The sequence below is a fragment of the Streptomyces sp. genome (genome assembly GCF_036566765.1).
GTDB lineage: Bacteria > Actinomycetota > Actinomycetes > Streptomycetales > Streptomycetaceae > Streptomyces.
Genome location: NZ_DATCVQ010000661.1, coordinates 1 through 23,133 on the forward strand (window position 1 = coordinate 1; position 23,133 = coordinate 23,133).

A 23,133-nucleotide genomic window follows, 5' to 3' on the forward strand; every position below is an offset into this window, starting at 1 on the left:
GCGGGGGTTGCGGCGCAGGGGTGGTGGGCTTCGGCGTGGGCGCGGGCGGCGGCTTCGGGGTCGGAGTCGGCTTGCAGACGGCGCCCGGCCCGGCGCTGGCGACCACGTCCGAGCCGCCCGGCCCGATCGAGGCGTAGGCGCAGGCGTCGGCCGCGGCGGGGACCGGGGCGGCGAGCAGCCACAGCAGCGCCACGGCGGCCAGCGGCCGCGAGACGAGTGAAACGTACACAGACACGCCGTCGAGCATGATCACAGCCCGTCCCCAGGCGGAGCGGAACGCCCTCGGATTCGCCGGATGGAGCGGATCTCGCGACGCCGTGTTTGACGGCCGCAGGAAACTTTTTCGTTCCGCGTTGAGCACACCCGGGGGTCCGGCCCGTACCCATGACCAGGAGCGGCACACGGGGGCCGCCGACAACCGGTACTCATCGAACGGGAGTTGACATGAAGACCTGGCGGAAGATCTCGCTCGCAGCGACGGCCGCGGCCGTGCTCACGCTGACCACGGCGTGCGGCCAGGACAAGGGGGAGCAGGGCCTGGGCGGAGCGCCCGCCGGAGCGGCCAACCCGGCCGCCGCGCCCGGCGAGGGCTACGGCTCGGGGGAGTACGGCTCGGGCTCGACGGGCGGCGCGGCGAAGCCCGCGGGTCAACTGGCCGTCTGGGACGGCAAGAAGCTCGGCAAGGTCCTCACCGACGCCGAGGGCTTCACCCTCTACCGCTTCGACAAGGACTCGGCGAGCCCGCCCACGGCCACCTGCGAGGGCGAATGCGCCAAGGCCTGGCCGGTGGTGAGCCCGACCGGCGCCAAGCCGCCGGCCGGCATCGACGCCTCGCTGCTCGGCGAGGTGACCCGGACCGACGGCAGCAAGCAGCTCACGGTCGGCGGCTGGCCGATGTACCGCTTCGCCAAGGACACCAAGCCCGGCGACGCCAACGGGCAGGGCGTGGGCGGCACCTGGTTCGCCGCCGCACCGGACGGCAAGAAGGCCGCTCCGGCGGGCGGAGAAGGCGGAGGGAATGATTCCGGCCAGGAATCCGGAACGGACCTCGCCGGCCTCTCCGTGCGCAAGGACCCCAAGCTCGGCGAGATCGTCGTGGATTCCCGCGGAATGACGGTCTACCGCTTCAAGAAGGATTCCGCCTGGCCCATGAAGACGGCCTGCACCGGGGCCTGCTTGGAGAAGTGGCCGGTCGTCGCGCCGGTGGAGAAGAACGACACCAAGGGCATCACCAAGAAGGGGTTCGTCACCTTCGCCCGGCCCGACGGCATCAAGCAGCAGACCATCGACTGCTGGCCGATCTACACCTTCGCCGGTGACGAGGCGCCCGGCGACACCAACGGCCAGGGCGTGGGCGGGACATGGTACGCCGTCTCGCCCCAGGGAAAGCTGGTCGGAGCGCCCAAGTAACTCCCCCGCCGCGCTTCCGACCCGTCGGCCCGTCCTCGCACCCCACGCGCGAGGGCGGGCCGATCGCCCATGCGTGAGCGCGAGTCGGTCGCACATGCCAATGGTGTGTGACCAAGAACGGACCGCTAATTTCCGTTTCCACTCGCTCTCTTGGCGGGCGATCAGTAGCCTCGCTTCGAACACCGGTCACGAACACATGGCCGCACCTCCGAGGCGACTTGTTGGAGACATCGATGGAGCGTCCCGCCTGGGCTCCGCCCGGCATCGACATTTCGGTGCCGAGCGTGTCCCGAATGTACGACTTCTATCTGGGCGGCTCGCACAATTTCGAGGTCGATCGCGAAGCGGCCCGAAAGGCTATGGAGTTCATGCCGGGACTCCCCAAGATCATGCAGGCGAACCGGGCGTTCATGCGCCGCGCCGTGCGCTTCGCGATGGACGAGGGCGTCACCCAGTTCCTCGACATCGGCTCCGGCATACCGACCTTCGGCAACGTCCACGAGGTCGCCCAGCAGGCCGACCCCGAGGCCCGGGTCGTCTACGTCGACCACGACCCGGTCGCCGTCGCCCACAGCCGCGCCGTCCTCGACGGCGTCGAGGGGGCGGCGGTCGTCTCCGCCGACCTGCGCAAGCCGCGCGACATCCTCGGCAGCCCCGAGGTCGGCGAACTGCTCGATCTCGACCGGCCGGTGGCGCTGCTCCTGGTCGCCGTGCTGCACTTCCTGGAGGACCAGGACGACCCCCGCCGGGCCGTCGCCGAGCTCACCGAGGCCCTCGCCCCCGGGAGCCTCCTCGTCCTCACCCACGCCTCCTACGAGGGCGTCCCCGTCCCCGAGGAGCAGGCGTCCGGCACGGTCGACGTCTACCGCAACACCCGCAGCCCGCTCGTGATGCGCTCCCGCGAGGAGATCGCCGCCTTCTTCGACGGCTGGGACCTCGTCGAGCCCGGACTGGTCTCGATGCCGCGATGGCGCCCGGAAGGCCCCCTCGACCAGGAGGATCCCTTCGCGTTCTCCGGCTTCGCAGGGGTGGGGCGCAAGGCGTGAGCGTGCCGCCGCAGACCCCCGGACCCGGTGCGGAACCGGACGATCCGGAGGACAGACTCCGTCGGTTCACGACGATCTGGAGCCGGGCGGTCTTCCCGGTCACCGCCACGTCGCTGACCCGCGCCGAGGTCGCGGAGCATCTGCTTCCGCTGGCCCGCGAACTGTGCGACGCGCTGCACGCGCGGACGTACGACCACTCCGCCACCGCCGCCGCGCAGCGCGCCGGGGCCGGTCTCGTCGCCGCCCACTGCACCGACCCCGAGGTGCTCCAGCGCAGCCTCGGCGTCGTCGACTCGTACCTCGTGCTCTACTGCGGCGCGGACGGCGGGCAGATATCCGAGGAGGCACGGGCCCGCTGCGCGCGGCTCCAGCACTCCATGGCCGCCGGTTTCTCCAAAGCGCTGCGCGAGCGGACCCTCAGAGAGCAGGAGGCCATCGCCCACTCCGCGCTGTCCGCCCGCAGCGCCGCCGAGATCGCCCTGCACGCCACCGAGACCCGGTTCCGGGCGGTGTTCGACGGGGCGGCCGTCGGCATCGGCATCGCCGACCTCGACGGCAACGTCCTGGAGGTCAACGAGACCCTCACCCGGATGTTCGGCGGCCTCGAACACACCGTGCGCAGCCGCAACGTCCAGGACTGGGGCCACCCCGAGGACGCCCCGCACGTCTGGAAGCTGTACGGCGAACTGGTCCGCGGCGAGCGCGAGAACTACCGCGTGGAGAAGCCCTATTACCGCACCGACGGCACCGTTCTGTGGACCAATCTGACGGTCTCTCTGCTGCGCGACGCCGAGGGCCGCCCGCAGTACCAGCTCGCGCTGATGGAGGACACCACCGAGCGCCGGCTGCTCAACCTGCGGCTGCGGTACGAGGCCACGCACGACGCGCTGACGGGGCTGCCCAACCGGACCCTGTTCTTCGAACGGTTGGAGAAGGCGCTCGGCCCGACCGACGGCACCCGCTTCGGGCTCTGCTACCTCGACCTCGACGGCTTCAAGGCCATCAACGACAGCCTCGGCCACTCGGCCGGCGACCGGCTGCTCGTCGAGGTCGCCGACCGGCTGCAGGGCTGCGCGACCCTGCCCGGCGAGATGGTGGCGCGGCTCGGCGGGGACGAGTTCGTCGCGCTCGCGACCGCCACGGAGAACACCGACTGCGTCGCCGACCTCGCCCACCGCATCCTGCACGCGCTCGCCGCGCCGATCCGGATCGAGGGCCGCGAGCTCACCGTGCGCGGCAGCATCGGCATCGTCGAGGGCCCGGCCGGCGAACGCACCCCGGCGGAGGTGCTGCGCAGCGCCGACATCACCATGTACCGGGCCAAGTCGGCGGGCGGCAACCGGTTCGAGTTCGCCGACGCGGAGGCGGACGCCCGCGCGATCACCCGGCACGGGCTGACCACCGCGCTGCCGGCCGCGCTGGAGCGCGGCGAGTTCTTCATCGAGTACCAGCCGCTGGTGCACCTCGGCGACGGCAGCGTGCACGGCGCGGAGGCGCTCGTCCGCTGGTGCCACCCGCAGCACGGGGTGCTCGGGCCGGACCGGTTCATCCCGCTCGCCGAGCACACCGGGCTGATCGTGCCGCTCGGCCGCTGGGTGCTCGAAGAGGCCGTCCGGCAGGCCAGGTTCTGGCAGACCCGGCACTCCGACGGCGGCCCGCTGCGGATCAACGTCAACCTGTCGCCGACCCAGCTGCACCACCCGAGGCTCGTCGCCGACACCGTCGACGTCCTGGAGCGTTCCGGCCTGGAGCCCGGCGCGCTCTGCCTGGAGCTCACCGAGTCGGCGCTGATCGGCGCGGACGAGGACCTGCTCAAGCCGCTGCGGCAGCTCGCCGAGATGGGCGTCGACATCGCGCTCGACGACTTCGGCACGGGCTACTCGAACCTGGCGAACCTGCGCCGGCTGCCGGTGAGCGTGCTCAAGCTGGACCGCTCCTTCACCCGGAGCATGCAGCAGCAGCCCGCCGACCCGGTCGACGTCAAGATCGTCGAGGGGATAGTGGCGCTCGCGCACAGCCTGGAGCTGGCCGTGACCGTGGAGGGCGTGGAGACCGGCGCGCAGGCGGCGCAGCTGCGGGAGATCGGCTGCGACACCGCCCAGGGCTGGTACTACGCGCGCCCGGGGCCGCCGGACCGGCTGCACACGCTGTCGCTGGCGGACGCGGTCTGACCGGGGGCCGGCCCGGTCTGGCGCGACCGAGCGGCCTAGGGGCCGCCCGGCGCGCCCCGGGTGTCCAGGAGCATCCGCTGGAGCTCCCGGGCCGCCCGCGGCGGGGCCACGTCCGAGCGGTGCGCGAGCGCGATCGTGCGGCGCAGGCCGGGCGGGGCGAGCGGGGTGACGCGCAGGTCGCCGGCCGCGCGGTCGGCGACCATGCGGGGGACCACCGCCATGCCGAGCCCGGCCCGTACGAAGCCGAGGACCGCGTCCATCTCGCCGCCCTCCACCGTGAACGACGGCTCGAAGCCCTCCGCGCGGCAGGCCGCCACCGTCAGGTCCCGCAGGTCGTAGCCGTGCCGGAACATCACGAGCGGCCGGTCCCGCAGGTCGGTGATCCGCATCGGCCCGCCGGAGGCCGGCGCGGGGGCCGTCGCCGCCGACACCGCCACCAGGTCCTCCCGGAACAGCTCCACCGTCGTCAGCGCCGGTGACGCCGTCGGCAGCGGCAGCACCACGAGGGCCAGGTCCAGCGCGCCGCGCGCCAGCTGCCGTACGAGATCGTGCGAGCCGCCCTCCTCGATGAGCAGCCGGATCCCCGGGTGCCGGTCGTGGAAGGCCCGCAGCACGTCCGGCAGCAGCCCCGTACAGAGGCTGGGCGTCGCCCCGAGCCTGACCCGGCCGCGCCGCAGCTGCACCAGCTCCTGCACCTCGTGCCGGGCGGTGTCGGTGTCCGCGAGGATCCGCCGGGCCAGCGGCAGCAGCGCCTCGCCCGCGTCGGTCAGCGCGATGTTCCCCCGTGCCCGGCTGAACAGCTCCGCCCCCAGCTCCTTCTCCAGGGCCCTGATCTGCTGCGAGAGCGAGGGCTGGGAGACGTGCACCCGCTCGGCGGCCCGGGTGAAGTGCCGCGTCTCCGCCACGGCCACGAAGTACTGGAGCTGCTGGAACTGCATAGGCTCAGCCTATCGAGATCAGCCGGACCATGTCTTGGACCTCTCGGGACCTCCGGATCTAGCGTCGGGGGCATGGCTCTGGCAACCAGGACGGACCGACGGCCGTCCACCCAAGGATCACCACGCCCCTCCGGCGGCTTCTGGGCGTCGACGATCGGCAAGAAGACCGTCATGGCCGTCAGCGGCCTGATCATGCTCGGCTACCTCGTCGCCCATGTGATGGGCAATCTGAAGGTCTTCTTCGGCCCCGAGGAGTTCAACGCCTACGGCCACTGGCTGCGCGTCATGGGCGCCCCGGTCCTGCACTACTCCTGGGCCCTGTGGCTGGTCCGGATCGTGCTGCTCGCCGCCGTCGTCGGCCACGCCGTCTCGGCGTACCAGCTGAGCCGCCGCGACATCAAGGCCCGCCCGACCGGCTACGTCCACCGCCGCAAGCGCGCCTCCTACGCCACCCGCACGATGCGCTGGGGCGGGATCATCGTCGGCCTCTTCATCGTCTGGCACGTGCTCGACCTGACCACCGGGACCGTGCACCCCGGCGGCTTCGAGGAGGGCAAGCCGTACCAGAACGTCGTCGACACCTTCTCCACCTGGTACGGCAACGTCGTCTACATCGTCGCGATGCTGGCCGTCGGCCTGCATGTCCGGCACGGCTTCTGGAGCGCCGCGCAGACCCTCGGCGTCGGCAACGCGCGCCGCGAGCGGCTCCTGAAGTTCCTCGCCAACGGCCTCGCCCTCGCGCTGACCGTGGGCTTCGTCTCCGTACCCGTCGCCGTCATGACCGGAGCAGTGAGCTGACGTGATCGATTACACCGACTACTCGACGGGCGAGCCGCTCGCCGACGCCAAGGCCCCCGCCGGGCCCGTCGCCGAGCGCTGGGACACCCGCCGCTTCCAGGCCAAGCTGGTCAACCCCGCGAACCGGCGCAAGCACACCGTGATCGTCGTCGGCACCGGTCTCGCGGGCGGCTCCGCCGGCGCCACGCTCGCCGAACAGGGCTACCACGTCGTCCAGTTCTGCTACTCCGACTCCCCGCGCCGCGCCCACTCCATCGCCGCCCAGGGCGGCGTCAACGCGGCCAAGAACTACCGCAACGACGGCGACTCGGTCCACCGCCTCTTCTACGACACCGTCAAGGGCGGCGACTTCCGGGCCCGTGAGTCCAATGTCCACCGGCTCGCGCAGATCTCCGTCGAGATCATCGACCAGTGCGTCGCGCAGGGCGTGCCGTTCGCCCGCGAGTACGGCGGACTCCTCGACACCCGCTCCTTCGGCGGCGTCCAGGTCTCCCGTACCTTCTACGCCCGCGGCCAGACGGGCCAGCAGCTGCTGCTCGGCGCGTACCAGGCGCTGTCCCGGCAGATCGCCGCCGGCAACGTCGAGATGCACCCGCGCACCGAGATGCTCGACCTGATCGTCGTCGACGGCCGGGCCCGCGGCATCGTCGCCCGCGACCTGATCACCGGCCGGATCTCCACCCATTTCGCGGACGCGGTGGTGCTCGCCAGCGGCGGCTACGGCAATGTCTTCTACCTGTCGACGAACGCGATGAACTCCAACGCCACCGCCGTGTGGCGGGCCCACCGGCGCGGCGCGTACTTCGCCAATCCCTGCTTCACCCAGATCCACCCCACCTGCATCCCGCGCACCGGCGACCACCAGTCCAAGCTGACGCTGATGAGCGAGTCGCTGCGCAACGACGGCCGCATCTGGGTGCCGAAGGCGAAGGGCGACACCCGTCCGGCGAACGAGATCCCCGAGGACGAGCGCGACTACTACCTGGAGCGCATCTACCCCTCGTTCGGCAACCTGGTGCCCCGCGACATCGCCTCCCGCGCCGCGAAGAACGTCTGCGACGAGGGCCGCGGCGTCGGCCCCGGCGGCCAGGGCGTCTACCTGGACTTCGCCGACGCGATCCGGCGGATGGGCCGCGACAAGGTCGAGGAGAAGTACGGCAACCTCTTCGACATGTACGCGCGGATCACCGCGGAGAACCCGTACGAGACGCCCATGCGGATCTACCCGGCCGTGCACTACACGATGGGCGGACTGTGGGTCGACTACGACCTCCAGACCACCGTGCCCGGCCTGTTCGCGATCGGCGAGGCGAACTTCTCCGACCACGGCGCGAACCGGCTCGGCGCGTCCGCGCTGATGCAGGGCCTCGCCGACGGCTACTTCGTGCTTCCCTCCACCATCAACGACTACCTGGCCCGCCACCCCCAGGCCGAGCCGCTCACCGATACGCACCCGGTCGTACGGGACGCGCTCGCCGAGACCGAGGACCGGCTCAACCTGCTGTTGGCCGTCGACGGCGATCGCACCCCCGACTCCTTCCACCGCGAACTCGGCGAGCTGATGTGGGAGTTCTGCGGCATGGCGCGCACCGACGAGGGCCTGCGCAAGGCGCTCGCCCGGATCCCGCAGATCCGCGAGGAGTTCTGGCAGCGCATCAAGGTCCCCGGCACCGGCGAGGAGTTCAACCAGTCGCTGGAGAAGGCCAATCGCGTCGTCGACTACCTGGAGCTCGCCGAGCTGATGTGCCTCGACGCGCTGCACCGCGAGGAGTCCTGCGGCGGCCACTTCCGCGAGGAGTCCCAGACCGCGGACGGCGAGGCCGCCCGGAACGACGAGGCGTTCTCGTACGTCGCGGCCTGGGAGTTCGCGGGCGGCGCCGCGCCCACGCTCCACAAGGAGCCCCTGACCTTCGAATACGTCCACCCCACCCAGCGGAGCTACGCATGAGGCTCAACCTGCGCGTCTGGCGGCAGAAGAACGCCGACGCCGACGGCGCCATGTCCACCTACGAGGTGGACGGGATCTCCCCGGACATGTCGTTCCTGGAAATGCTCGACACCCTCAACGAGGAGCTCATCCTCAAGGGCGACGACCCCGTCGCCTTCGACCACGACTGCCGCGAAGGCATCTGCGGCGCGTGCAGCCTCGTCATCAACGGCGACGCGCACGGGCCCGAGCGGACCACGACCTGCCAGCTCCACATGCGGTCCTTCCACGACGGCGACACCATCGACGTCGAACCCTGGCGCGCCTCCGCGTTCCCGGTGGTCAAGGACCTCGTCGTGGACCGCTCCGCCTTCGACCGCATCATCCAGGCAGGCGGCTACATCAGCGTCCCGACCGGCGCGGCCCCCGAGGCCCACGCGACCCCGGTCCCCAAGGCCGACGCGGACTCCGCCTTCGAGCACGCCGAGTGCATCGGCTGCGGCGCGTGCGTGGCGGCCTGCCCGAACGGCTCCGCGATGCTCTTCACCTCCGCCAAGGTCAACCACCTGAGCGTCCTCCCGCAGGGCGCCCCGGAGCGCGAGACCCGCGTGCTCGACATGGTGTCCCAGATGGACGCGGAGGGCTTCGGCGGCTGCACCCTGACCGGCGAATGCGCCACCGCCTGCCCCAAGGGCATCCCGCTGCCGTCGATCGCGGCCATGAACCGCGAATGGCTCAGGGCGAACCGCAAGGCCCGCCGCTCCTGACGGGCCTCAGCGGCGGAGGTGGGCGAGCACGGCGAGGACCCGCCGGTTGTCGTCGGCGGACGGCTCGATCCGCAGCTTCGCGAAGATGCTCGCGGTGTGCTTGGCGACCGCGCTCTCGCTGACGTGGAGGGCGTGGGCGATCGCCGCGTTCGAGCGGCCCTCGGCCATCAGCTTCAGGACCTCGTGCTCACGCGGGCTCAGCGGCGCGGTGTTCCCGCGGGCGTCGCTGCGGGCCAGCAGCCGGGCGACGACCTGCGGGTCGAGGACCGTGCCGCCCGCGGCGACCGTCCGTACCGCGTCGACGAACTGGGCCGTGTGCGTCACCCGGTCCTTCAGGAGATAGCCGACCGCCCCCTCCCCGCCGGCCAGCAACTCCTGCGCGTACAGCTGATCGACGTACTGGGACAGGATCAGGACCGGCAGACCCGGCCGCTCCCGGCGGGCGTCCAGCGCGGCCCGCAGGCCCTCGTCGGTGAAGCCCGGCGGCAGCCGCACGTCGATCACGGCGACGTCCGGCCGCTCGTCGCGCAGCGCGCGCACCAGTGCCGGATGGTTGTCCACGGCCGCGACCACCTCGCAGCCGTGCTCCTTGAGGGTTCGGGTCAGCCCGTCCCGGAGAAGGAAGAGGTCTTCGGCGAGGACGACGCGCACGGTATCTCCAGGGTCGCGAGGGTGGGTCCGCCCGGCGGACTGTGCAGAGCGAGGATTCCGTCGAAGGCGCGCAGCCGCCGCCGCACACCCGTCAGCCCGCCGCCGTCCCGGGACGCCTCGGCGCCGCCCCGGCCGTCGTCGGCGACGCTCACCCGGAGCACGCCGTCGCGGTGGCCGAGGCCGACGCGGACCTCCCGGGCGCCGGAGTGCTTGGCTGCGTTGGCGAGCAGTTCGGCGACCGCGAAGTAGGCGGCGGACTCCACGGCCGCCGGGAGCCGACCGGGCGGCAGGGCGACGTCCACCTGGACGTCCAGGAAACTGTCGAGCGCCAGCGAGCGCACCGCGTCGCCGAGCCCCCGGTCGGCGAGCACCGGCGGCAGGATGCCGTGGACCAGCTCCCGCAGGTCCTGCAGGGCCCGCTCCGAAGCCGCCCGCACCTCGACGAGCAGCGCACGGGCCGCCGCCGGATCGCTGTCCAGAAGCCGGGTCGCCTCCTCCAGGGTCATCCCGAGCGCCACCAGACGTGCCTGCGCCCCGTCGTGCAAGTCCCGCTCGATGCGCCGCAGTTCGGCCGCTTGGACGTCGAGCGCGTCGGCCCGGGTGCCCGTGAGGTGGTCGATCCTGCGGACGAGTTCGGTCGTGTACGGGACGGAGAGCGCCCACCGGCTCCAGCGGGCGTGCCCGGCGAGCGTCCGAGGCGCGAGGGCCGCCGCGGACGCGACGAACCCGGCGCCGAGGAGCAAGGCGGCCAGCATCGTCGCGGGAGACCGGACGGGCACGAAGGCGTACCAGTTGCCGTCCCCCAACAGCCGCCAGACGAACGGCTGCACGAGCACGCCGAACACCCCGTACCAGAACAGCGACAGCGGGACCGCGACGAGCAGCCCGCCCGTCAGCGGCTCGCACCACGCCCAGCGCACGTCGCGCCAGAACCCCTCGTCGCCGAGGATCGCCCGGGCCGTGCGGGGGAGCGGCTCGGGCGCGCTGACGGCCGGGCCCGACCAGCCGGCGGCTCGGGCCCGCTGCCGGTCGGAGCGCCGGCGCAGAGCCGACGCCGCGGGCGGAAGCAGCGGAAAGCCGAGGCCCACGGGCAGCAGGAGCAGTGCGCCCACCACGAGTCCGCCGTACAGAGGGAGAACGAGGGCGCTCAGGGAGAGCAGTTGGCATCGCCCGAGGGCGATCCAGGCGCCTCGTCCTCTCCCCACCCGTCGTTCCCCCATGTCAGAGCGCGCTCCGTCGCGCCGCGTCGATCGTATCCGCAGACGTGCGGCCCACCGCCCGCAGCACCCACGGCGCCGCCGCCACCAGACACGCGAGACCGAACAGCACCATCGGCGCCACCGCCCCGGACTCCTCGTCCATGAAGAGCAGCATCCCCAGGTTGACCAGGGCATGGAAGCCGCCCGCGAGCAGCAGCCGGCCGGACCGCATCCGCTCCAGGGCGAGCCCGAGGACGACCGACATCGCCACCGTCGCCGTCAGGAATCCGGCCGCGTACGCCGGCGCCTGCGCGAACACGCCCACGTGCCACACCCCCCACACCACACCCACCAGGACGGACGCCGCGAGCGGCCCGAACCGCTCCGCCAGCATCGGCTGGAGCAGACAGCGCCAGCCGATCTCCTCCCCGCACGCACCGACCAGCTGCGCCGCCGCGATCAGCGCGAACGAGTGCTCCAGGGTGCGCGGATCGGTGAACACGGGGCCGCCCGACCACCAGGCGTACCCGCCCGCGGCGAGGGCGATGATCAGCGGCGCCGTCAGGAGCAGCAGCACCCCGGGGCGCGCCGCGCGCTCCGCCCCGGACGCACGCGGCGACTCGCGCCCGGGCAGCGCCCCCGCCAGCCGGGCCCGGATCCGCGACCGCCACAGGAGCGCCACCGCGAGGACCCCCGCCGCCGGACCGAACTGGGTCAGCTGCACCACCTCGGGCGGCACCCCCGTCGCCGGCTGCACCGCCCCGAAGGCCCCCGCCGCCACGAACGCGACGCCGAGGAACACCCCCGTCTCCGCCTTCCATCCCCGCACCCGCATGCCGCGGCCTCCCCGTCGCTCGGTTCCGTGTCCGTCGCCGTCGACTCTGCCGCCCGGCGCGGTCCCGGTCCCTGGGGCCGGCTGCCCGGCCGGGGTGCACCTAGGTACACCCCGGCCCCAGCGGAGTTCACCCTCCGAGGGCGCGGGCCAGGTACGGGGCGGTGCGGCTCCCCGGCGCGGCGGCCACGGCCGTCGGCGAGCCCTCGGCGACGATGCGGCCGCCGTCCGCGCCGCCGCCCGGGCCCAGGTCGAGCACCCAGTCGGCGGCGGCGACCACGTCCATGTCGTGCTCCACCACCACGACCGTGTGGCCGGTGTCCACCAGGGCGTTCAGCTGGGTCATCAGGACCTCCACGTCCGCCGGGTGGAGACCGGTCGTCGGCTCGTCGAGGACGTACAGGGTGGGGGTGCGGCGGAGCGCCTGGAGTTCGGCGGCGAGCTTGATGCGCTGGGCCTCGCCGCCCGACAGCTCTGTGGCGGGCTGGCCGAGGCGGAGGTAGCCCAGGCCGACGTCGAGCAGGGTGCGCAGGATCCGGGCCGCTGCCGGGGTGTCGGCGAAGAACTCCGCGGCCGACTCCACCGTGAGGTCCAGGACTTCGGCGATCGTCAGGCCGCGCAGCCGGACCTCCAGGGTCTCGGCGTTGTAGCGGGCGCCGTGACAGTCCGGGCAGGGGGCGTACGTGCTCGGCAGGAACAGCAGCTCCACCGAGACGAAGCCCTCGCCCGTGCATGTCTCGCAGCGCCCTCCCGCCACGTTGAACGAGAACCGCCCCGCCTTGTAACCGCGCTCCCGGGCCTCGTCCGTGGCCGCGAACTGCTTGCGCACGACGTCGAACAGGCCCGTGTAGGTGGCCGGGTTGGAGCGGGGCGTACGGCCGATCGGGCGTTGATCGACCGTCACCACCCGGTCGATGTCAGGGAGTTGGTCGGTCAGTGCGCCCACCAGGGTGGACTTGCCCGAGCCGGAGACGCCGGTCACCGCCGTGAGCACGCCGAGCGGGAAGGCCGCGTCCAGGCCCCTCAGGTTGTGCCGGGTGATCGGGCCGGTGCGCAGCCAGCCTGCGGCCTCCCGCACCGGGCGCGGCGGCCGTGGCGCCCGGTCGAAGAGGAAGCGGCGCGTCGCCGACTCGGCGACCGAGGCCAGGGTGTCCGGCGGGCCGCTGTGCAGCACCCGGCCGCCGTGCACCCCGGCCCGCGGGCCCACGTCCACCAGCCAGTCCGCGTGCCGCACCACGTCCAGATGGTGCTCGACGACGAACACCGTGTTGCCGGCCGCCTTCAACCGGTCCAGGACGACGAGCAGCGCCTCGGTGTCGGCGGGGTGCAGCCCGGCCGAGGGCTCGTCCAGGACGTACACCACGCCGAACAGCCCGGACCGCAGCTGCGTGGCGAGCCGCAGCCGCTGCAGCTCGCCGTTGGAGAGCGTCGGCGTGGCGCGGTCGAGGCTCAGATAGCCCAGGCCCAGCTCGGTCACCGTGTCGATCCGGGCGACCAGGTCCGCGGTCAGCACCCGGGCCGTCTCGTCGCCGTCCCCCGCCGGGCCGAGCAGCTCCGCGAGCGTCGTCAGCGGCAGCCCCGCCAGCTCCGCGATCGTCCGCCCCGCGAAGGTCACCGCCAGCGCCTCGGGTCGCAGCCGCCCGCCCCCGCACACCGCGCACGGCGCGCTCGTCAGGAACCGCTCCGCCTTCGCGCGCAGCGTGGCGCTCTTCGAGTCGGAGAAGGTGTGCATCACGTACCGCCGGGCACTCATGTACGTGCCCTGGTACGGGCGTTGGATGCGCCCGGCCTCCCGTACCGGATGGACCGTCACCACCGGCTGCTCGTCGGTGAACAGGATCCACTCACGGTCCTTCGCGTCCAGCTCACGCCACGGCCGGTCGACGTCGTACTCGAGGGCGTCCAGGACGTCCCGCAGATTCTTGCCCTGCCACGCCCCGGGCCAGGCCGCGATCGCGCCCTCGCGGATCGACAGGGACGGGTCGGGGACGAGCAGCTCCTCGCTCGTCGTGTGCACCCGGCCCAGGCCGTGGCACTCGGGGCAGGCGCCGGCCGCGGTGTTGGGGGAGAAGGCGTCCGAGTCGAGCCGGGGCGCGCCCGGCGGGTAGTCGCCGGCCCGCGAGTACAGCATGCGCAGCGAGTTGGACAGCGTGGTGACCGTGCCGACCGAGGAGCGCGCGTTCGGCGCGGAGCGGCGCTGCTCCAGCGAGACGGCCGGCGGCAGCCCGGTGATCTCCCGGACCCGGGGCGCGCCGACCTGGTGGATGAGCCGCCGCGCGTACGGCGCCACCGACTCGAAGTAGCGGCGCTGCGCCTCGGCGTAGACGGTGCCGAAGGCGAGCGAGGACTTGCCGGAGCCGGAGACCCCGGTGAAGACGGTGAGCGCGTCGCGCGGCAGGTCCACGTCGACGTCGCGCAGGTTGTGCTCGCGGGCGCCGCGCACCCGGACGAAGGGGTCGTGCGGGGCGGTGCCGGGCGGGGGAGCGGCCTGGGGGGCAGTGCCGCGCGGGGGAGTGGCCTGGGGGGCAGTGCCGTGCATTTCCCCGAGTCTAGGCCGGAAGATCCGCCCCGGCCGCCGGGAGCCCCACCGCCCGCGCCAGGCCCCGGAAGGAGTCCAGCAGCGCCGCCTGGTCGTACGTGCTGGTGGTCACCAGCACCTCCTGCGCGCCGCTCTCCTTCACCAGCTCCGCCAGCGCGTCGACCACCTGCTCCCCGGTGCCGTACAGATGACCGCGCAGCCCCGCCTCGTAGAACTCACGCTCCTTCTCCGTCATCGTCAGCGCCTCGATCCGCTCCGGCGGCAGCAGCGGCGGGAAGACCCCGTGGGTGCGTGAGTACGCCAGCGACCAGGCCTCCGGCAGCAGCAGTCGATGCGCCGCGGCCTCGGAGTCGGCGACCGCGACCGTGCCCGACACGACGACATAGGGCTCCTCGGCCCACGCGGACGGGCGGAACGCCGCCCGGTAGCCGTCGATCGCGGCCAGCATCCTCGCGCGGCCGCGCAGATCCCCGACGACCAGCGGCAGCCCGGCCGCCGCCGCGATCGCCGCGCCCTCGCCGGTGGCCAGCACGTACGGCGGGACGCGCAGGCCCTCGGCCGGACGGGCGTGCACCTGGGGGTGCGCCCGCTGGGTGCCGTCGAACCAGCCGAGCAGCTCGTCGAGCTGTTCGGCGAAGCGCCCGGCGTCCTCCTTGTCCCGGCCCAGGGCCCGGCGGATGCCGTCGGTGAACCCGACGGAGCGGCCGAGCCCCATGTCGATCCGGTCGGGGAAGAGCGACTCCAGGACGCCGAACTGCTCTGCCACCACCATCGGCTGATGGTTCGGCAGCATCACGCCGCCGGTGCCGACCCGGATCGTCCGGGTGGCCGCGGCGACGGCGGCGGCCAGCACCGTCGGCGCGGACCCGGCGACCCCCGGCACGCTGTGGTGCTCGGAGACCCAGAACCGGTGGTAACCGAGCCCCTCCAGCTCCTGCGCCAGCCGCACGGTGTCGCGCAGCGCCTGGGCGCCGTCCTGCCCCTCGCGGGTCCGGGAGCGGTCGAGAACGGAGAAGCGGGTACCCGCGATGACAGAGCTCACGTACGGTTCAACGCCCGGCCGGCCCAGGTGTTCCCATGGGGCGCGACGTGGGCGGCGGCGCGACTCGGCTCCCAGGCCCTACCCTCGCCCGCATGACGACCTACGCGCAGTTCCCGCACTCCACCACCGAGGCCGATCCGCACGAGGTCGGGCCGGTGCGCACCTCGTACGCGCCGGACCCCGACGGGGACCCGGATCCCGGCGAGATCGTCTGGACCTGGGTGCCGTACGAGGAGAACGACGGCCGGGGCAAGGACCGGCCGGTCCTGGTGGTGGCCCGCGAGGCGGCCGGAACCCTGCTAGCCGTGCAGCTGTCCAGCAAGCGGCACGATCACGACCGGGTGTGGGTGCCGATCGGCAGTGGGGCATGGGACAGTGCGCGGCGGGAGTCCTGGGTGGACCTGGACAGGGTGCTGCGGGTCCGCGCGGACGGGATGCGTCGCGAGGCGTGCGCGCTCGACCGGCCGCGGTTCGACCGGGTGGTGGCGCGGTTGATCGAGCGCTACGGCTGGTCCTGATCCGTTCCGCCGGGAGCGGTCCGCGCCGCAGCCGTCTCCGCGGCGAAGATCCCCTGGAACGCGGCCGCCGTCGTCCGCTCCCGGCCGCGGTCCAGAATCGCGAAGACCACCTCGTCGAAGTGGCCGGCGAACCGCCCGTCGCCGGTGAGCAGGGCCCGGAACGACCCGGCGACGACCGCCGGGTCGTTCATGAAGACCCCGCAGCCCCAGGCCCCCAGGACCAGGCGTCGGTAGCCGCCGGCCACCGCGGTCTCCAGGACCCGTTCGGCGCGCGAGGCCAGGACGGCCGGGATGCGGTCCGCAAGATCGGGCGTCTGGCGGCGGACGACGCCCGCGTTGGGCGCGGGTGACGTGAGGAAGCCGACCGTGTACGGAGCGTCGAGCAGTCGGTCGCGGTGGTCGCGGATGACGGGCACGCCGGGCGAGAGGATCACCCGGTCCGTGTAGAAGGCGTCCCTCTCGGCCCGGTGGTGCGCGTAGTACTCGGGGGCGCGCAGCAGCGTCGTGTAGAGCGCCGAGCCCCGGCAGACCGCTTCCTCCTGGGCCTGCGCGCCGTTGAGGTAGCCGCCGCCGGGGTTGCGGGCCGAGGCGAAGTTCAGCACCGCGACCGGCTCCGCGCCGGTCCGGGTGAGCCGGTGGGCCGCGGCCAGGCTGCTCTCGTCGGTGACCTCGAAGCGGGTGGTCCGGTCGGTGTCCGGGGTGACGGGGACGGGCTCGGGGCCGTACAGCCGGGTGCCGTCCAGGGCGGCCGTCAGCTCGGCCTCGATCGACACCCACCCGCCCTCGGGCGCCCGGTACCGGCCCGCCTCGACGATCTCCTCGGTCTCGCGTGCGATGGCCCGCAGTCGTGCGCTCATGCCCGCAGCATGATCGATTCCGCATTCGCCGGCAAAGGGTTTTGGCCGCTGACGACCGGGCAGAGGGCCACCGGGCACGCCGGGTGGCGCCGGGGCGCTCTTGCAGGGGTCACGGCGGTGGCTTTAGGTGGAGGCAGAGCCTTCGACAGGAGGATCCGAAATGTCGCCTGGCGACCGCACCGCCGGTGCATCGCAGCGCGCGCAGGACCGACCGCTCACCGAGGACGAGGCGGAGGACCTGTTGCGCTGCATCTGCTTCAAGACCGGCCCGCCCCGCACGGTCGGGGTCGAGCTGGAGTGGCTGATACACGAGCGGCCGCTGCCGCAGCTCCCCGTCCCCCCGCCCCGGCTCGCCGCCGCCGTCGCGGCCGTCCGGGAGCAGGCCCTGGTCTCAGCGCTCACCTTCGAGCCCGGCGGCCAGCTGGAGCTCAGCTCACCGCCCGCCGCCTCCCTCATGGAGTGCCTGGACGTCCTGGCGGCCGACCTGGCCGTCGTACGGCGGACCCTGCAGCCGCTCGGTCTGGCCCTGGACGGCTACGGCGTCGACCCCTGGCACGCGCCCCGCGACCGGATCCTGCACGAGCCCCGGTACGACGCGATGGAGGCCTCGCTCAACCGTTCGGGGTCGTCGGGGCGGGCCATGATGTGCGACTCGGCGGCGGTCCAGATCTGCCTGGACGCCGGCCACGAGGAGCCCGGGCCGCTCGGCCATCACCGCCGCTGGCAGCTGGCCCACCTGCTGGGCGCGGTCCTGGTGGCGGCCTTCGCGAACTCGCCGGTGCACGGCGGCCGGCGCACCGGCTGGCGCTCGACCCGGCAGGCGTTCTGGGCCGAGCTCGACCCCGTACGCGGGCTCGCGCCGTCGCCGGAGCGGGAGCCGCGGGCCGCCTGGGCGGCGCATGTGCTGGACGCGCCGGTGATGTGCATCCGCGCCGACGAGGGGCCCTGGGAGGTGCCCGACGGGCTGTCGTTCCGGGAGTGGCTGCGCTCCGGTCGGCCCCGGCCGCCGCTGATGGACGATCTCGACTACCACCTGACCACGCTCTTCCCGCCGGTCCGGCCGCGCGGACATCTGGAGCTGCGGATGATCGACGCACAGCCGGGCCCGGACGGCTGGATGGTGCCGGTGGCGGTGACCACGGCGATGTTCGACGACCCGGAGGCCGCCGAGACCGTGTACCGGGCCGTCAAGCCCCTCGCCGAGCTCGCGGGCCCGGCGCCCGCGCCGCGCAACCGGCTCTGGCTGGACGCGGCCCGGCACGGCCTGGCCGACCCGGAGCTGCACGCGGTGGCGCTCACCTGTTTCGAGGCCGCCATCGAGGCGCTGCCCAGGATCGGCGCGACCACCGCGGTGCAGGACAAGGTGGCCGCGTTCCACGACCGCTATGTCGCCCGGGGCCGATGTCCGGCCGACGACGTCACCGACGCGAGGGAGGTGCTGTCATGACGACGGTCGACGAGACGACCTTGCGACAGCGCGCGCTGGACGCCCTGCTCACCGCCCGCAACCGCACCTCGCTGCTCACCGACTGCGTGGACGACGGTGAACTCACCGCGCAGCACTCGCCGTTGATGTCCCCACTGGTCTGGGACCTGGCGCACATCTCCAACCAGGAGGAGCAGTGGCTCTGGCGAGCGGTCGCCGGCCGGGCCGCGTTGCGCCCCGAGATCGACTCGATCTACGACGCCTTCGAGCATCCCCGGGCGCTGCGCCCCACGCTCCCGCTGCTGGCGCCCGCCGAGGCCCGCGCGTACGCCTCGGACGTCCGCACCCGGGTCCTCGACGTGCTGGACGGCACGGCGATGGAGGGCCGGCCGCTCGTCGAGTCCGCGTTCGTGTTCGGCATGATCGCCCAGCACGAACAGCAGCACGACGAAACGATGCTGATCACCCATCAGCTCCGCAAGGGACCGGCCGCGCTCACCGCACCCGCGCCGCCTGCGGACGGCGCGGGCGATCTGCTGCCCACCGAAGTCCACGTCCCCGGCGGCCCGTTCACCATGGGAACCTCGGACGAGCCGTGGGCGCTGGACAACGAGCGCCCGGCGCACACCCGGATCACCCCCGCGTTCTTCATCGACACCGTGCCCGTCGCCAACGGCGCGTACCTGCGGTTCATGGCGGACGGCGGCTACACGGACCCGCGCTGGTGGCACCCGGAGGGCTGGGCCCAGATCCGTCAGCACTCCATCGCCGCGCCGCTGTTCTGGCGGAAGGACGGCGGACAGTGGCTGCGCCGCCGGTTCGGGGTCGACGAGCCCGTACCGGAGGACCAGCCGGTCGTGCACGTCAGCTGGTACGAGGCGGACGCCTACGCCCGCTGGGCGGGCCGCCGGCTGCCCACCGAGGCCGAGTGGGAGAAGGCCGCCCGGCACGATCCCGTGAGCGGCCGCTCCCGGCGCTACCCGTGGGGCGACGCGGACCCGACGCCCGCGCACGCCAACCTGGGGCAGCGGCATCTGAGCCCGGCCCCGGCGGGCAGCTACCCGGAGGGGCGCTCGCCGCTCGGCGTCCGGCAGCTGATCGGCGACGTGTGGGAGTGGACGGCGAGCGACTTCCTGCCGTACCCGGGGTTCAGGGCCTTCCCGTACAAGGAGTACTCGGAGGTCTTCTTCGGCGACGCGCACAAGGTGCTCCGGGGCGGCTCGTTCGCGGTCGACCAGGTCGCCTGCCGCGGGACCTTCCGCAACTGGGACCTGCCGGTACGGCGCCAGATCTTCTCCGGCTTCCGGACCGCACGGGACGCGGAGCCTGCCTGATGTGCCGTCATATCGCCTACGTGGGCGAGCCGATAACGCTCGGCGCGGTCCTGTCGGATCCGCCGCACGCACTGCTGCGGCAGTCCTGGAGCCCGCGCCGGCAGCGGTACGGGACGGTGAACGCGGACGGGTTCGGAGTGGGCTGGTACGCGGACGGCGACCCGGTCCCGGCGCGCTATCGCCGGGCCGTTCCGATCTGGGCCGACCCGTCCTTCGCCGACCTGGCCCGCGTGGTGCGCTCCGGCGCGCTGCTCGCCGCGGTCCGGAGCGCCACCCTGCGCGGCGCCGACGGGGAGGCCGCAGCAGCGCCGTTCGCCGCCGGGCCCTGGCTCTTCAGCCACAACGGAGCGGTGCCGGGCTGGCCGGAGTCGCTCGCCGCGACCGCCGCGGAGCTGCCGGCCGCCGAGCTGCTGGCCCTGGAGGCGCGGACCGACTCCGCCCTGGTCTGGGCACTCGTCCTGCACCGGCTCCGGTCCGGCGACGAGCCGGGGCGGGCGCTCGTAGACGCGGTGCGGGCGGTGGCCGGCGCCGCGCCCGGGGCGCGGCTGAACCTGCTGCTCACCGACGGGACGGCGATCCACGCCACCGCCTGGGGGGACACGCTCTGGTACCTGGCCGACCCCGCCGGGCGGAGCATGACCGTGGCCTCGGAGCCGTACGACGACGACCCCGGCTGGCGCGAGACGCCCGACCGGACCCTGCTGACCGCCACCCGTGCCGACGTCCTTCTCTCCCCGCTCAAGGAGCCGTCCCCGTGAGCCCGTTCCAGTTGACCCGCACCCTTCCCGAGGACGCGACGGACGCCGACCTGCGCGCCGACGTGCTGCACGGGCTGACCCGTATGCCCAAGGAGCTGCCGCCCAAGTGGTTCTACGACGCGCGCGGCAGCGAGCTGTTCGAGGAGATCACCCGGCTGCCCGAGTACTACCCGACCCGCGCGGAACGGGAGATCCTGATCGACCGCGCCCCGCGCATCGCGGCGGAGACCGGGGCCCGCACGCTGGTGGAGCTCGGCTCCGGCTCGTCGGAGAAGACCCGGTATCTGATCGACGCGCTGCTGCCCGCCCTGGACACGTACGTCCCGGTGGACGTGAGCGCGTCCGCGCTGACCGGGGCGGCGCAGGCGCTGCTCGAGGAGCGGCCGGGGCTGCGGATCCACGCGATGATCGCCGACTTCACCCGCGGCCTGGTGCTGCCCGCCTCGCCCGGCCCGCGGCTCGTCGCCTTCCTCGGCGGCACGATCGGCAACCTGCTCCCGCCGGAGCGCCGCACGTTCCTGCGGGCGGTACGGGAGGTCCTGGCCCCCGGGGACGCGCTCCTGCTGGGCACGGACCTGGTCAAGGACGAGGCGACGCTGGTCGCCGCCTACGACGATGCGGCAGGGGTGACGGCGGAGTTCAACAAGAACGTGCTGTCGGTACTCGCCCGGGAACTGGGCGCGGACGTGGACCCCGCCGACTTCGACCACGTGGCCCGCTGGGACCGCGACCACGAGTGGATCGAGATGCGCCTCCGAGCCCGCCACGCGCTGACCGTGAAGGTCCCCGAACTGGACCTGGTCGCGCCGTTCGCGGCGGGCGAGGAGATGCGCACGGAGGTCTCGGCCAAGTTCCGTCAGGAGGGCGTGCGGAAGGAGCTGGCGGCCGCGGACCTGGAACTGTCGCAGTGGTGGACGGACCGGGAAGGGAGATTCGCGCTGTCGTTGGCTACGGCGCGGTGAGGTGGGTGGGGGCGGCTGGGGCGGAGGCCGACGCGGGCGACGCGACGGCCACGCCCCCTTGAGCGGGCACCCGCGTCCGGCCCGGTACGGCCGTCCCGCCGGGCGCGGGCGTCGGAGCCGGTACAGGAGGCGAGGCGGGCACGGTGGCTGCTGCGGGCGTCTTGGTCCGCGGCGTCGGCCGGGCGGCCCGCGGTTCGCGCCGGTGGCCGGTGATCGCGTGCTCCGCCGCCCTCGCCAGGGTGCGGCGGTCCAGGTCGGCTGAGGGCGGGATCGGGGGGAGGACGGTGAGCTCGGCTGTCAGGCCGCGGGCGCGGGCCATTCGGCGGAGGGAGGCGGCCAGGGAGTCGTCGGCGACGAAGGCCGCCGGGCCGTGGGGGGTGTAGGCGAGCCGGACCGGCTGGACCGTCGCGCCGGCGTCGAGCGCCGCCTGGAAGGCCGCCGGACGGAAGCGCCCCTGGGCGCGGCCGCACCACGTCGAGCCCTCCGGGAACACGACCACCCGGGCCCCGCCCGAGAGCGCTCCGGCCATCCGCCGGACGGTTCCGGGCAGGGCCCGCAGCCCGTCCCGGTCGATGAAGAGGGTGCCGCCGCGGGCGACGAGCCCGCCGAGCAGCGGCCACTCCCGGATCTCCTTCTTGGCGAGCATCCGTCCCGGGAGCACGGCCGCGACCAGCGGGATGTCCAGCCAGGAGACGTGGTTGGCGACGACCAGGAGCGGCCCGTCCGCCGGGGCCGGACGGCCGCGGACCAGGAGCCGTACGCCGAAGGCGCGCAGCACCGCCCGCGCCCAGAGCCGTATCAGCACCGTCCGCGCCACGCCGGGCACGAGGGCCGTGAGCGGCGCGCACAGCACCCCGAGCAGGACGACGGCCAGGCCGGCGACCAGCCGGGCGGCCGCCCGTACCGGCCCGACGGCGGGTGCGCCGGGACCGGGATGGGCGGCGCACCGGCCGGGGGTGCACGGCGCGGTCGGCAGCCACGGCGAGACGGCCGACGGGGCGGGGCCGGGGGGCGCGGTGGTCATCGCACGGGGGCGAGCGAGAGGAAGTGCCGCAGGTAGCGCGGGTTGGTGTTGCGCAGCGACAGCAGTACGTACAGGTCGGCGACGCCGAAGTCGGGGTCGTGCGCCGGGGCGCCGCAGACCCACGCGCCGAGCCGCAGGTAGCCGCGGAGCAGCGGCGGGAGCTCGGTGCGGCCCTCGGGGCGGGCGATGCCGTCCGGGGACCAGAGCTTGTGCGGGGTGACCCAGTACTCCTCCGGCGCGAGGTGCTTGGCCTTGACGGTGTCCCACGTGGCCGCGGCCAGCGCCCCGCCGTCGGCGAGCGGAATCGAGCAGCAGCCGGCCAGCCAGGTGTGGCCGGTACGGGTCATGTAGCGGGCGAGCCCGGCCCAGATGAGGGCGATGACGGCGCCGTTGCGGTGCGCGGGGTGGACGCAGGAGCGGCCGACCTCGACGAGGTCGTGCCGGAGGGGAGCGAGCCGGGAGAGGTCGAACTCGCTCTCGGAGTAGAGGCGCCCCGCGACGGCGGCGCGGTCGGGCGGCAGAACCCGGTAGGTGCCGACGATCTCGCCGGTGGACTCCTCGCGGACCAGCAGGTGGTCGCAGTACGCGTCGAAGGCGTCGGAGTCGAGACCGGGTTCGGGGCCGTCGAGCCGAGCGCCCATCTCGCCCGCGAAGACCAGGTGACGCAGCCGCTGCGCGGCACGCACCTCCTCCTGGTCGCGAGCTATGGAGACCACGTACCGGGGTTCGGCGTCGGTGGGCGGAGCGACGGCGACTACGGACGATACGGACATGTCTGATCCTCCGGCGTACGGAGCGGACGGTGGGGGCGGACCACCCAGGTGAGGCGGCCCGGCTCCTTACTTCTTCCGTGACCGGCTGGATTCGACATGACGGGGCGGGGGCACGCGGATGTGCGACGGCTGAATGCCCGGGTGGACGCGCGAGGCCGGGG

Annotated in this window: 20 protein-coding genes and 1 pseudogene; 11 read left to right on the plus strand and 10 right to left on the minus strand. The window is 73.6% G+C overall.

Annotated elements, in window-relative coordinates; translation table 11 throughout:
• Nucleotides 1-235: pseudogene (locus VIU94_RS38350) on the minus strand (hypothetical protein); the annotation flags it as partial.
• A 209-nt stretch (nt 236-444) separates the two neighbouring features.
• On the opposite strand from VIU94_RS38350, the gene VIU94_RS38355 reads away from it, so the two are divergent.
• The 3 genes from VIU94_RS38355 to VIU94_RS38365 all read left to right on the plus strand — a co-directional run bounded on the left by VIU94_RS38355 (nt 445) and on the right by VIU94_RS38365 (nt 4,627).
• Nucleotides 445-1,410, plus strand: a complete 966-nt coding sequence (locus VIU94_RS38355; protein ID WP_331919162.1) for an SCO0930 family lipoprotein — start codon at nt 445-447, stop codon at nt 1,408-1,410.
• A gap of 233 nt (nt 1,411-1,643) precedes the next feature.
• Complete coding sequence (locus VIU94_RS38360) at nt 1,644-2,456, plus strand: SAM-dependent methyltransferase (RefSeq protein WP_331919164.1); 813 nt, start codon at nt 1,644-1,646, stop codon at nt 2,454-2,456.
• Complete coding sequence (locus VIU94_RS38365; RefSeq protein WP_331919166.1) at nt 2,453-4,627, plus strand: putative bifunctional diguanylate cyclase/phosphodiesterase; 2,175 nt, start codon at nt 2,453-2,455, stop codon at nt 4,625-4,627. The genes VIU94_RS38360 and VIU94_RS38365 overlap by 4 nt, the downstream gene beginning before the upstream one ends.
• Before the next feature lie 35 nt (nt 4,628-4,662).
• On the opposite strand, the gene VIU94_RS38370 is transcribed toward VIU94_RS38365, so the two are convergent.
• Complete coding sequence (locus VIU94_RS38370; protein ID WP_331919168.1) at nt 4,663-5,565, minus strand: LysR family transcriptional regulator; 903 nt, start codon at nt 5,563-5,565, stop codon at nt 4,663-4,665.
• Between the two features lie 72 nt (nt 5,566-5,637).
• Between VIU94_RS38370 and VIU94_RS38375 the strand changes: the two genes are divergently transcribed.
• The 3 genes from VIU94_RS38375 to VIU94_RS38385 are packed head-to-tail and all read left to right on the plus strand — an operon-like array spanning nt 5,638 to nt 9,057.
• Nucleotides 5,638-6,363: a succinate dehydrogenase gene (locus tag VIU94_RS38375; RefSeq protein ID WP_331919170.1), complete on the plus strand. Its 726-nt coding sequence runs from the start codon at nt 5,638-5,640 to the stop codon at nt 6,361-6,363.
• Between the two features lies 1 nt (nt 6,364).
• Nucleotides 6,365-8,311 carry a fumarate reductase/succinate dehydrogenase flavoprotein subunit gene (locus tag VIU94_RS38380; RefSeq protein ID WP_331919172.1) on the plus strand — a complete coding sequence of 649 codons (1,947 nt, stop codon included), beginning with the start codon at nt 6,365-6,367 and terminating at the stop codon, nt 8,309-8,311.
• The gene (locus VIU94_RS38385; protein WP_331919174.1) at nt 8,308-9,057 is read left to right on the plus strand and encodes a succinate dehydrogenase/fumarate reductase iron-sulfur subunit; all 750 of its coding nucleotides are present in this window, start codon (nt 8,308-8,310) and stop codon (nt 9,055-9,057) included. The genes VIU94_RS38380 and VIU94_RS38385 overlap by 4 nt, the downstream gene beginning before the upstream one ends.
• 6 nt (nt 9,058-9,063) lie before the next feature.
• Here VIU94_RS38385 and VIU94_RS38390 read toward each other — a convergent pair whose 3' ends face one another.
• From VIU94_RS38390 to VIU94_RS38410, 5 genes are all read right to left on the minus strand, one after another.
• Nucleotides 9,064-9,708, minus strand: a complete 645-nt coding sequence (locus VIU94_RS38390) for a response regulator transcription factor (RefSeq protein ID WP_331919176.1) — start codon at nt 9,706-9,708, stop codon at nt 9,064-9,066.
• Nucleotides 9,660-10,928 carry a sensor histidine kinase gene (locus VIU94_RS38395; RefSeq protein ID WP_524540661.1) on the minus strand — a complete coding sequence of 423 codons (1,269 nt, stop codon included), beginning with the start codon at nt 10,926-10,928 and terminating at the stop codon, nt 9,660-9,662. The genes VIU94_RS38390 and VIU94_RS38395 overlap by 49 nt, the downstream gene beginning before the upstream one ends.
• A 1-nt stretch (nt 10,929) precedes the next feature.
• Nucleotides 10,930-11,742, minus strand: a complete 813-nt coding sequence (locus VIU94_RS38400) for a CPBP family glutamic-type intramembrane protease (protein WP_331919180.1) — start codon at nt 11,740-11,742, stop codon at nt 10,930-10,932.
• Between the two features lie 127 nt (nt 11,743-11,869).
• Nucleotides 11,870-14,278, minus strand: a complete 2,409-nt coding sequence (locus VIU94_RS38405) for an ATP-binding cassette domain-containing protein (protein ID WP_331919182.1) — start codon at nt 14,276-14,278, stop codon at nt 11,870-11,872.
• A 10-nt stretch (nt 14,279-14,288) separates the two neighbouring features.
• Nucleotides 14,289-15,320 carry an MsnO8 family LLM class oxidoreductase gene (locus tag VIU94_RS38410; RefSeq protein ID WP_331919184.1) on the minus strand — a complete coding sequence of 344 codons (1,032 nt, stop codon included), beginning with the start codon at nt 15,318-15,320 and terminating at the stop codon, nt 14,289-14,291.
• A 92-nt stretch (nt 15,321-15,412) separates the two neighbouring features.
• Between VIU94_RS38410 and VIU94_RS38415 the strand changes: the two genes are divergently transcribed.
• Nucleotides 15,413-15,838, plus strand: coding sequence for a type II toxin-antitoxin system PemK/MazF family toxin (locus tag VIU94_RS38415; protein ID WP_331919186.1), 426 nt, complete (start codon nt 15,413-15,415; stop codon nt 15,836-15,838).
• Here the strand turns inward: VIU94_RS38415 and VIU94_RS38420 are convergent.
• Nucleotides 15,823-16,695: a TIGR02452 family protein gene (locus tag VIU94_RS38420; protein WP_331919188.1), complete on the minus strand. Its 873-nt coding sequence runs from the start codon at nt 16,693-16,695 to the stop codon at nt 15,823-15,825. The genes VIU94_RS38415 and VIU94_RS38420 overlap by 16 nt on opposite strands.
• Before the next feature lie 160 nt (nt 16,696-16,855).
• Between VIU94_RS38420 and egtA the strand changes: the two genes are divergently transcribed.
• From egtA to egtD, 4 genes are read left to right on the plus strand one after another with little or no spacing between them, the layout of a single operon-like run.
• Complete coding sequence (egtA, locus tag VIU94_RS38425) at nt 16,856-18,142, plus strand: ergothioneine biosynthesis glutamate--cysteine ligase EgtA (RefSeq protein WP_331919190.1); 1,287 nt, start codon at nt 16,856-16,858, stop codon at nt 18,140-18,142.
• Complete coding sequence (egtB, locus tag VIU94_RS38430) at nt 18,139-19,455, plus strand: ergothioneine biosynthesis protein EgtB (protein WP_331919192.1); 1,317 nt, start codon at nt 18,139-18,141, stop codon at nt 19,453-19,455. Before egtA ends, egtB begins: the two co-directional genes overlap by 4 nt.
• Nucleotides 19,455-20,213, plus strand: coding sequence for an ergothioneine biosynthesis protein EgtC (egtC, locus tag VIU94_RS38435; RefSeq protein WP_331919194.1), 759 nt, complete (start codon nt 19,455-19,457; stop codon nt 20,211-20,213). The genes egtB and egtC overlap by 1 nt, the downstream gene beginning before the upstream one ends.
• Nucleotides 20,210-21,175, plus strand: coding sequence for an L-histidine N(alpha)-methyltransferase (gene egtD, locus VIU94_RS38440; protein ID WP_331919196.1), 966 nt, complete (start codon nt 20,210-20,212; stop codon nt 21,173-21,175). The genes egtC and egtD overlap by 4 nt, the downstream gene beginning before the upstream one ends.
• Here the strand turns inward: egtD and VIU94_RS38445 are convergent.
• Nucleotides 21,162-22,199, minus strand: a complete 1,038-nt coding sequence (locus tag VIU94_RS38445) for a lysophospholipid acyltransferase family protein (protein ID WP_331919198.1) — start codon at nt 22,197-22,199, stop codon at nt 21,162-21,164. The genes egtD and VIU94_RS38445 overlap by 14 nt on opposite strands.
• The gene (locus VIU94_RS38450) at nt 22,196-22,972 is read right to left on the minus strand and encodes a GNAT family N-acetyltransferase (RefSeq protein WP_331919200.1); all 777 of its coding nucleotides are present in this window, start codon (nt 22,970-22,972) and stop codon (nt 22,196-22,198) included. The genes VIU94_RS38445 and VIU94_RS38450 overlap by 4 nt, the downstream gene beginning before the upstream one ends.
• Nucleotides 22,973-23,133 lie beyond the last annotated feature (161 nt).